This window comes from Mesorhizobium sp. M7A.F.Ca.CA.001.08.2.1 (genome assembly GCF_003998455.1).
In the GTDB taxonomy this organism is placed as follows: domain Bacteria; phylum Pseudomonadota; class Alphaproteobacteria; order Rhizobiales; family Rhizobiaceae; genus Mesorhizobium; species Mesorhizobium ciceri.
This window is the reverse complement of the sequence record NZ_RZPW01000161.1, coordinates 1-9,730: the sequence shown is the minus strand read 5'-3', so window position 1 is coordinate 9,730 and position 9,730 is coordinate 1. Positions and strand designations below refer to the sequence as shown.

Genomic DNA, 9,730 nt, shown 5'->3' with positions numbered 1-9,730 from the left:
CTGCGCGGCCAGAACAACGTGCAGGGCTCCTGCGACATGGGTTCCTTCCCGCACGAACTGCCGGGCTATCGCCACATCTCCGGCGAAGCCGTGCGCGATATCTACGAGACCTTGTGGGGCGTAAAGCTGGACGACGAACCCGGCCTGCGCATCCCCAACATGCTGGACGCCGCCGTCGACGGCAGCTTCAAGGGCATCTACATCCAGGGCGAAGACATTCTGCAGTCCGATCCCGACACCAAGCATGTCGCAGCCGGCCTTGCCGCGATGGAATGCGTCGTCGTGCACGACCTCTTCCTCAACGAGACGGCGAACTACGCGCATGTCTTCCTGCCGGGCTCGACCTTCCTGGAGAAGGACGGCACCTTCACCAACGCCGAGCGCCGCATCAACATGGTGCGCAAGGTTCTTGAGCCGAAGGCGCGCTACGCCGATTGGGAGGCGACGCAGGAGCTTGCCCGCGCGATCGGGCTGGACTGGAACTATAAGCATCCCTCCGAAATCATGGACGAGATCGCGATGACCACGCCGAGCTTCGCCGGCGTCTCCTTCGAGCTGCTCGACCGTGTCGGGTCCGTGCAATGGCCCTGCAACGAGAAGGCGCCGCTCGGCACCCCGATCATGCATATCGACGGGTTCGTGCGCGGCAAGGGCAAGTTCATCCGTACCGAATATGTGGCGACGGACGAAAGGACGGGGCCGCGCTTCCCGCTGCTGCTCACCACCGGCCGCATCCTGTCGCAGTACAATGTCGGCGCGCAGACCAGGCGCACCGACAACAGCATGTGGCACTCGGAGGACCGGCTGGAGATTCATCCGCACGACGCCGAGAACCGCGGCTTGCGCGACGGCGACTGGGTCCGGCTGACCAGCCGCTCGGGCGAGACGACGCTGCGCGCGCTGATCACCGACCGGGTGTCGCCCGGCGTGGTCTACACGACGTTCCACCATCCGGACACGCAGGCCAACGTGATCACCACCGACTTCTCCGACTGGGCGACCAACTGCCCGGAATACAAGGTGACGGCGGTGCAGGTCGGCGCCTCCAATGGGCCGTCGGAATGGCAGCGCGACTATGACGAGCAAGCCAAGCAGAGCCGGCGCATCGCGTCTTTGCAGGCGGCGGAGTAGTCTTGAGCGCGCGGCGCAAAGCCACGACGCAGGTATCGCGGCTGGCGCACCGCGCCAGCGGCACTGCTACGGCGAACCGCATGGTGCCGGAAGAGACGCCGGTGGCGTTCTCCTTTGCCGGCACCACGCATGCGGTGATGATGGCAAGCCCGGCCGATTTCGAGGATTTCGCGCTTGGCTTCTCGCTGACCGAGGGCATTGTAGCTGCGCCGGAGGAGATCGAAACCATCGAGGTCGAGGACCATGGCGCCGGCATCGACATCCAGATCCGGCTGAAGGACCGAGCCAACACGCGCTTCGAAGCGCGGCGGCGAAGGCTCGCGGGTCCGGTCGGCTGCGGGCTCTGCGGCATCGAATCGATCGAGGAAGCGATGCGTTCGGTCGATGCGGTTGGTGTGTCAAAGCTTACGCTTGATGCCAACGATATTGTCCGTTCGGTCAAGCTTTTGTCGAAAGTGCAGCCGCTGCACACCGAGACCGGAGCCGTGCACGCCGCCGGCTTCTATGTGCCCGGCAAGGGCATCGTCATGGCGCGCGAAGATGTCGGCCGTCACAATGCGCTCGACAAGCTGGCGGGTGCGCTGGCCAAAGCCGGCATCGAGGGCGCATCCGGTGCTGTCGTGGTGACATCCAGGGTTTCGGTCGAAATGGTGCAGAAGACGGCTTCTATCGGTTCGGCCTTCATCATCGCCGTCTCGGCGCCGACCGCCCTTGCCATCCGCACGGCGCAAGAGTCCGGCATGACGCTGGTGGCGCTGGTTCGCGGCGACGATTTTGATATTTTCACCCACCCCGACCGGGTGATTTGCGGAGTTGCCAAGCATGTCGCATGACGAAGAACACATTATGAGCACTGCCGAGAAGCTGGTGCGCATGGCAAACCAGATCGCCGACTTCTTCCATTCCAAGCCGCGCGAGGAAGGCATTGCCGGCGTCGCCGAGCACATCAACAAGTTCTGGGAGCCGAGGATGCGGCGGCAGTTCTTCGAAATGCTGGACGACGGCACCGGGAACTTCAACGAGTTGGTGGTGGCCGCCTCCGCCAGGATCAAGCGACCGATCACGCCGGCTGCGGCCGACCTCAAACTCGGGCTCAAGCCCTCCCCTGCCGACGTCGCCGCCTCGCAGGAATAGCCGCCAAGCCGCGCCAACTTACATTCACAATCGCTAAAGTTTAAGCTGCCGCAATCTGCGCTGTTCTGCTATGGTTTGACGACCAGAAATCGTCAGGCCGGGGTGGAAATCTCGTGAGGCCGATCGAGACGCGATACGCCTGTAGCGGCGATGTGCGGATCGCCTATCAGGTGGTCGGGCAGGGATCGTTCGATCTCGTCTTCGTGCCGGGCTTCATTTCCAACCTCGACCTGCACTGGGAAGACGAGGGCTACACCAGGCTCTTGAAGCGGCTTTCGGCGTTCTCTCGGCTGATCCTGTTCGACAAGCGCGGCACCGGCCTGTCCGACCGTGTCGACGCGCATAACCTGCCCAGTCTCGAGACGCGGATAGACGATGTGCGCGCGGTAATGGACGCCGCTGGCAGCGGCCGTGCGGCGCTGCTCGGCTCCTCCGAAGGCGCGCCGATGGCAATGCTGTTCGCCGCCACCTATCCGGAGCGGACACGGGCGCTGGCGCTCTATGGCGGCTATGCGCATTTCCACAAATGGGTGATGTCGCCCGAACGCCTCGACGCTTTCATCGAGATGGCGGAGACAGCCTGGGGCACTGGCGCCACGCTGCCCCATTTCGCGCCGAGCCGGGTCGACGACGCGCATTTCGCCCAGTGGTGGGCACGTTTCGAACGATTGTCGGCGAGCCCGACGGCGGCGGCGGCGCTGGCGCGCATGAACGCCGACGTCGACATCCGCCATATCCTGAGCGTGATCAGCGCGCCGACGCTTGTAATCCATCGCCGCAACGATGCGCGGGTCGACCCCGACGCCAGCCGCTTCCTTGCACAGAAGATCCCCGGCGCCCGACTGGTCGAGATTCCCGGACGCGACCATCCGATCTGGACCGGCGATGTCGATGGGGTGGCCGACCTGATCGAGGAATTCCTGACCGGCGAACGCGCCGTGGGCGAAGTAGACCGCGTGCTGGCCGCACTGCTGGTGACACGCATCTACGACACGGCACGGCTCGGCGACCGGATGTGGAGCGAACGCAGCCAACGCTTCCAGGAAACCTGGCGGCTGCTGGTCGGGCGCCATGGCGGGCGCTCTGTGGGCCTGCATGGCGAGTTGATGATTTCGCGCTTCGACGGCCCGGCACGCGCCATACGCTGCGCGGCAGCGCTGCGCGAGGCGGCGCAGGAAATCGGCGTGGCAAGCGCACAAGGGGCGCATGTCGGCGAGATCGAAGTGCGCGGTCCACCCGTTGGGACGACGGCGCGGGTGGCAATGCAACTGGCCGCCCATGCCGGCCGCGGCGACATTATCGCGTCGCGTCTGATCGCCGATCTGGCGGCTGGGTCGGGCCTGCATTTCACCGACGCCGGGCGCATCAGTGTCGACGAGCTGGAGCAGCCGCTGGCGCTGGTCCATGCGACGTCCGAACAGCATCTGGAACCCGCCTGCCGGCCCAAACCCAAGACCGCCGAGCCGGCCGCATTGACGGCGCGCGAAAGCGAGGTGGTGAGCCTCGTCGCCGACGGCAAGAGCAATGCCGCGATCGCCGCCGAATTGCGGCTGAGCGAACACACGGTCAAGCGCCATGTCGCCAACATACTGCTCAAGCTGGATCTGCCGTCGCGGGCGGCGGCGGCGGCGTTTTCGGCCAGGCACCCTGGCCCGCACGGGCCATGAGAGCCATGGCGCTTTCGGGCGAAGCGGCCATGGGCGGGTAAGCGCTATCAATTCTCTCCACGCAGGCTAGGCGGATGTCGCTGGAAAAGGCGCTGCGAACGGAGGAGGAAATGCTGAAGTCGAACCGGACACTCAAATTGCTTGTGATCGCTGCAAGCGTTGGCGCGTTGTTCGCCATCTCTCCCGCAAAGGCCGAGGACGCGTCCGCGGCGGCCGCCTACAAGGACATCGAGGCAACGCTCGGCTCGGTGCCGGACATGTTCAAGACCCTGCCGGATGTGGCCGTCGCCGGCGCCTGGGCCGAGATTAAGGGCGTGCAGCTCAACCCGAAGACGGCGCTTGACGGCAAGACCAAGGAACTTTTGGGCCTCGCCGTCGCGGCGCAGATCCCATGCCAGTACTGCATCTATTTCCACACCGAGGCGGCCAAGCTCAACGGCGCCAGCGACGAGGAGATCAAGGAGGCGGTGGCGATGTCCGCCATCGTGCGCCATTGGTCGACGATGCTCAACGGCAGCCAGGTCGATCTGACGACCTTCAAGAAGCAGACCGACGACGTATTCGCGGCCGTCAAGGCGAAGTCGCAGTAAGAACCACTGCCCGGCGATGAGCGCCGGACGGCACATCGACCATCAACCGCCCGGTCGGAAGACGGGCCAATGGAGGATGAAATGCTGACCAAGACCCAAACAGTGGACGGCGCCGCGATCAAGAAGGCGATCGAAACCCGTGACGGCAAGATGCTGTCGAGCTTCTATGCCGAAGACGCGCTGGTGCGGGTGATCGACCGCAACAACCCGCCGAGCAAGCCGCGTGAAATCCGCGGGCGCGCGGCGATCACCACATTCTGGGACGACATCTGCAGCCGGGCGATGACCCACAAGGTCGACACCACCATCGCCGACGGCGACAGCCTCGCCTTCACCCAGGCCTGCGCCTATCCGGACGGCACCAAGGTGTTCTGCGCAGCGATGCTGGAGCTGAAGAACGGTCGGATCGCAAGACAGACCGTCGTGCAGGCCTGGGACGAGTAGATCAACAACCGTGGATCAACCGCGGCCTGGGCCGCAACCTGGAGGAGAAGACGATGTTCAGCGCCAGATGGCAGATCGACGCCAAGTTCGGACACAAGCAGACCGTGCTCGACCTGTTGAAGAAATGGGAACGCGAGATCGGGTCACAGGTCGGCCTCGACGAGCTGGAATTCCAGATCATGACCGGTTCGATCGGCGCGCGGGAGGCGACGGTCGAGTCCCATCACCAGGTCGAAAGCCTGGCCCAGTTGGAGGCGTTCTTCGCCAAGATCGGCAAGATCGACGCGCACGCGAAATGGGGCAAGGAGATCGAGCCCTATGTCGTGTCTGGCACCAGCCTGTGGAATATCTATCGCATCGTGGAGTAGTGGTCTGCGGTCTTACCTCTCCTCTTGTGGGAGAGGTCGGATTGCCCCGATTTGTCCTTCACAAATCGGTTGGCAACCCGGGTGAGGGGTAAGCTGGCGTCAAGCTGGAACACCCCTCATCCGTCTCGGCGCTACGCGCCGATCCACCTTCTCCCACAAGGGGACAAGGCAAAACTAGCCATGCGCAACCATCACATGCCGCACGGCGGTGTAATCCTCCAGTGCGTAGAGCGACATGTCCTTGCCGTAGCCGGACTGCTTCAACCCGCCATGCGGCATCTCGTTGGTCAGCATGAAGTGGGTGTTGATCCAGGTGCAGCCATATTGCAGGCGGGCGGCCGTCGCCATGGCGCGCGAGACATCCTTGGTCCATACGGATGACGCCAGGCCGTAGTCGCTGTCATTGGCCCAGTTCACCGCCTCGTCGACTTCCGAAAAACGAGTAACCGAGACGACCGGGCCGAACACTTCGCGGCGCACGATCTCATCTTCCTGCAGCGCGCCGGCGACGACGGTCGGCTGGTAATAGAAGCCGGAGCCCTCGCCCGGCTTGCCGCCGGTGGTGATCTCGATGTGTTTCAGTTCCGAGGCGCGCTCGACGAAGCTCGAGACGCGGTCGCGCTGGCGGCGCGAGATCAGCGGGCCGATTTCGTTTTCGGTATCGTCGGGGCGGTCGTACTTGATGGTCGAGACGGCCGAGGAGAGATCGGCGACGAGCTTGTCGTAGATCTTCTTGCCGGCGTAGATGCGGCAGGCGGCGGTGCAGTCCTGGCCGGCATTGTAATAGCCGAAGGCACGCAGGCCGTTGACCACGGCGCCGAGGTCGGCGTCGTCGAAGACGATGACCGGCGCCTTGCCGCCGAGCTCGAGATGCGTGCGCTTGACCGACTTGGCGGCCGCCTGCAGCACCTTCTTGCCGGTGGCGACATCGCCGGTGATCGAGATCATGTTGACCTTGGGATGATTGATCAGCGTGTTGCCGACGCTGTCGCCGCGGCCGAGCACGACATTGACGACGCCTTCGGGCAGGATGTCCGCAAGGATTTTTGCCAGCTTCAGCGCCGTCAGCGGTGTCTGCTCGGACGGTTTGAAGACGACGGTGTTGCCGCCGGCGATCGCCGGCGCCAGCTTCCAGGCCATCATCATCAGCGGATAGTTCCACGGCGCGATGGAAGCGACGATGCCAATGGCATCGCGACGGACCATCGAGGTGTGGCCGGGAATGTATTCGCCAGCGACGACGCCCGGCATCGAACGGACGGCGCCGGCGAAGAAGCGGTAGCAATCGACGATCGCCGGGATTTCGTCATTGAGCACGGCGTTGATCGGCTTGCCGCAGTTGAGCGCCTCGAGCGTGGCGAACTCCTTCGCGTCGGCTTCGATGCGGTCGGCGATCTTCAGCAAATAGCCGGAGCGCTGCGCCGGCGTGGTGCGCGACCACAAGACGAACGCCTGTTCGGCAGCAGTGACCGCCGCCTCGATCTGCGCCTGGCTGGCCTCGGGCAGGTTGAGGATGGTCGCCCCGGTCTTTGGATTGAGGATCGGCTCCTCGGTCTCGGTGCCCTTCTCGAATTTCGAGCCGATCAGCATCTGGGTGTCCATAAGGTTTCTCCCTTTACAGAAGCGAGTAGCGAGTAGCTGAAAGCGAGTAGGGTTTGACCGTCGATCCCTATTCGCTACTCCCTATTCGCTGTTTTTCATTTCCCGCTTCCAGCGATCTGGTCGCCGTCACGGGTGAGGTAATAAGCGGCAAGGATCGGCAGCAACGTCACCAGCATGACGACCATGGCAACGACATTGGTGACCGGGCGCTGGCGCGGACGGATCAGTTCTTCCAGCATCCAGATCGGCAGCGTCTGCTGCTGGCCGGCGGTGAAGGTGGTGACGATGACCTCGTCGAAGGACAGCGCGAAGGCCAGCATGCCGCCGGCAAGCAGCGCCGTGGCGATGTTGGGCAGCACGACATGGCGGAAGGTCTGAAAACCGTCGGCGCCGAGATCCATCGAGGCCTCGATCATCGAACCGGAAGTGCGGCGGAAACGGGCGACGGCGTTGTTGTAGACGACGACCACGCAGAAGGTGGCGTGGCCAAGCACGATCGTCCAGAACGAGAACGGGATGTCGGCCAGCGAAAAGGCCGAGCGCAGCGCAATGCCGGTGATGATGCCGGGCAGCGCAATCGGCAGGATGACCAGCAGCGAGATGGTTTCACGGCCGAAGAATCTTGTCCGCGACACCGCCGCCGAACAGAGCGTGCCGAGGATGAGCGCGATCGCCGTCGAAATCGCGGCCACCCTGACCGACAGCGACAGCGCCTGCCAGACATCTGGCCGGTTCCAGGTCACGGCGAACCACTGCGTCGTCAGCCCTGGCGGCGGCCAAACGAAACTCTTCTCTTCGGTGGTGAAGGCATAGACGAAGATCAGCAGGATCGGCAGGTGCAGGAACAGCAGCCCGCAGGCGGCGGCAATCTTCAGGCCGAGCGGAGCCGACTGGGAACCATCAGAGCGCATCGAAGGCCCCCATGCGCTTGGCGCCCCAGAGATAGAAGCCCATGATGACGATCGGCACCACGGTGAAGGCGGCGGCGAGCGGGATGTTGCCGGCGGTGCCTTGCTGCGAATAGACCGCCTGGCCGATGAACAGACGCGAGGTGCCGATGATCTGCGGGATGATGTAATCGCCGAGCGTCAGCGAGAAGGTGAAGATCGAACCGGCGACGATGCCCGGCAGCGCCAGCGGAAACAGCACGTTGCGGAAGGTCTGTCCCGGTGAAGCGCCGAGGTCGGACGAGGCCTCGACCAGATTGCCGGGCACGCGCTCGAGCGCCGCCTGAACGGGGAGGATCATGAACGGCAGCCAGACATAGACGAAGACGATGAAGGTGCCGGTGAACGATACCGACAGGGAATTGCCGCCGACGATCGGCAGCGACAGCCAAGCGTCGAGAACCCACAACAAATGCAGCTTGGCGAGCAGCCAGGTGAGGATGCCTTCCTTGGCCAGGATCAGCTTCCAGGCGTAGATCTTGACCAGATAGCTGGACCACAGCGGCAGCATGATGCCGAGATAGAACAAGGCCTTCCAGCGGCCGCGCGCATAGCGCGCCGCGTAGTAGGCGATGGGGAAGGCGATGACGGCCGAGGCCAGCGTGACCAGAGCCGCCATCGTCACCGTGCGCAGGATGATGTCGAGATTGGCAGCCTGGAACAGATCGCCATAGGTCTTGAGCGTGAACTCGCGGTTGATGAGGCCGGAAAACTCGTCGATGGAGAAAAAGCTCTGCGCCAGCAGCGCAAACAGCGAGCCGATATAGACGATGCCCAGCCACAAAACCGGAGGCAACAGCATGAGCAGCAACAGGACCTTCGGCTTGCGCCAGAAAAGGTCCGACAGAGCGCCGCGCAGACCGCCGCTACCCGGCAGGATGGCGGGAGCGGTTGCACGCACCATGGCGGCGTCGAGGCTCATGCCGGCTCGTCCATCAGATGCAGGTGCTCGCGGTTGAAGGTCAGCACAACCGCCTCGCCTTCTGCCGGCAAGGCGATGCCGGCCGGCACGATGGCGTGCAGCCGCAGCCCGTCGGCGTCGAGCGCCAGCTTTGTCGTGGCGCCGAGATAATTGGTCGAGACGAGGCGGGCCGACACGCCTTCACCACTTGTGACCCCCTTGGCCGCGCGGCCGACGCGAATGGATTCGGGGCGGAGACTCCCCCAGCGATGCTGGCCGGAATAGCGCTGCACGAAATCCGGCGGCAGCACGTTGGAGGAGCCGACGAAATCGGCGACGAAGCGGGTCCTCGGCCGCTGGTAGATATCTTCCGGAGTGCCGATCTGCATGATCTTGCCATCGTTGAAGACGGCGACGCGGTCGGCCATCGACAGCGCTTCGCCCTGGTCGTGAGTGACGAAGACGAAGGTGATGCCGAGCGCCTTCTGCAGCGACTTCAACTCCTCCTGCATGTTCTCGCGCAATTTGAGGTCGAGCGCGCCGAGCGGCTCGTCGAGCAGCAGCACCTTTGGCTGGTTGACCAGCGCGCGAGCGAGTGCCACGCGCTGGCGCTGGCCACCGGAAAGCTGGCCGGGCCGGCGGGCGCCATAGCCGGGCAGCCGCACCAGTGACAGCGCCTCTTCCGCCGCCTTGTGCCGCTCAGCCTTGCCGACGCCCTTGACCATCAGCCCGTAGGCAACGTTGTCGAGCACGTTCAGATGCGGGAACAGCGCATAGTCCTGGAACACGGTGTTGACGTTGCGGCGATAGGGCGGAACGCCCTCGGCGCGGTCGCCGAAGATCGAGATCGAGCCCGATGTCGGCTGCTCGAAGCCGGCGATGAGGCGCAGGCAAGTGGTCTTGCCGGAACCGGACGGCCCGAGCATGGCGAAGAATTCCCCCGGCG

General features: G+C 64.2%; 11 protein-coding genes. 7 read left to right on the top strand and 4 right to left on the bottom strand.

Features of this window, described 5'->3' with window-relative positions; translation table 11 throughout:
• From EN914_RS12255 to EN914_RS12225, 7 genes are all read left to right on the top strand, one after another.
• Positions 1–1,131: molybdopterin dinucleotide binding domain-containing protein (locus EN914_RS12255; RefSeq protein WP_164778723.1), on the top strand; the 1,131-nt coding region annotated here is incomplete at its 5' end.
• A gap of 2 nt (positions 1,132–1,133) precedes the next feature.
• Positions 1,134–1,964 carry a formate dehydrogenase accessory sulfurtransferase FdhD gene (fdhD, locus tag EN914_RS12250; RefSeq protein ID WP_024503374.1) on the top strand — a complete coding sequence of 277 codons (831 nt, stop codon included), beginning with the start codon at positions 1,134–1,136 and terminating at the stop codon, positions 1,962–1,964.
• Positions 1,954–2,265 carry a formate dehydrogenase subunit delta gene (locus EN914_RS12245; protein WP_013528015.1) on the top strand — a complete coding sequence of 104 codons (312 nt, stop codon included), beginning with the start codon at positions 1,954–1,956 and terminating at the stop codon, positions 2,263–2,265. Before fdhD ends, EN914_RS12245 begins: the two co-directional genes overlap by 11 nt.
• A 113-nt stretch (positions 2,266–2,378) precedes the next feature.
• The gene (locus tag EN914_RS12240; protein ID WP_024503373.1) at positions 2,379–3,932 is read left to right on the top strand and encodes an alpha/beta fold hydrolase; all 1,554 of its coding nucleotides are present in this window, start codon (positions 2,379–2,381) and stop codon (positions 3,930–3,932) included.
• Positions 3,933–4,042: 110 nt separating this feature from the next.
• A complete protein-coding gene (locus EN914_RS12235; RefSeq protein WP_013528017.1) occupies positions 4,043–4,522 on the top strand; it encodes a carboxymuconolactone decarboxylase family protein in 480 nt (159 codons plus the stop codon).
• Positions 4,523–4,603: 81 nt separating this feature from the next.
• Positions 4,604–4,966 (top strand): nuclear transport factor 2 family protein, encoded by a 363-nt coding sequence (locus EN914_RS12230; protein WP_024503372.1) that lies wholly within the window; start codon positions 4,604–4,606, stop codon positions 4,964–4,966.
• A gap of 53 nt (positions 4,967–5,019) precedes the next feature.
• A complete protein-coding gene (locus tag EN914_RS12225; protein ID WP_013528019.1) occupies positions 5,020–5,334 on the top strand; it encodes a hypothetical protein in 315 nt (104 codons plus the stop codon).
• Positions 5,335–5,508: 174 nt separating this feature from the next.
• Here the strand turns inward: EN914_RS12225 and EN914_RS12220 are convergent, their stop codons facing one another.
• The 4 genes from EN914_RS12220 to EN914_RS12205 form a co-directional block, all read right to left on the bottom strand.
• Positions 5,509–6,936, bottom strand: coding sequence for a gamma-aminobutyraldehyde dehydrogenase (locus EN914_RS12220; RefSeq protein WP_013528020.1), 1,428 nt, complete (start codon positions 6,934–6,936; stop codon positions 5,509–5,511).
• 95 nt (positions 6,937–7,031) lie between these two features.
• Positions 7,032–7,847, bottom strand: a complete 816-nt coding sequence (locus EN914_RS12215) for an ABC transporter permease (RefSeq protein ID WP_024503371.1) — start codon at positions 7,845–7,847, stop codon at positions 7,032–7,034.
• Entirely contained in the window at positions 7,837–8,787 is a 951-nt protein-coding gene (locus EN914_RS12210) for an ABC transporter permease (RefSeq protein WP_196815398.1), read from the bottom strand. Before EN914_RS12210 ends, EN914_RS12215 begins: the two co-directional genes overlap by 11 nt.
• Before the next feature lie 14 nt (positions 8,788–8,801).
• Positions 8,802–9,730 (bottom strand): ABC transporter ATP-binding protein (locus EN914_RS12205; RefSeq protein WP_164778722.1); only part of this gene is annotated, 929 nt, incomplete at its 5' end.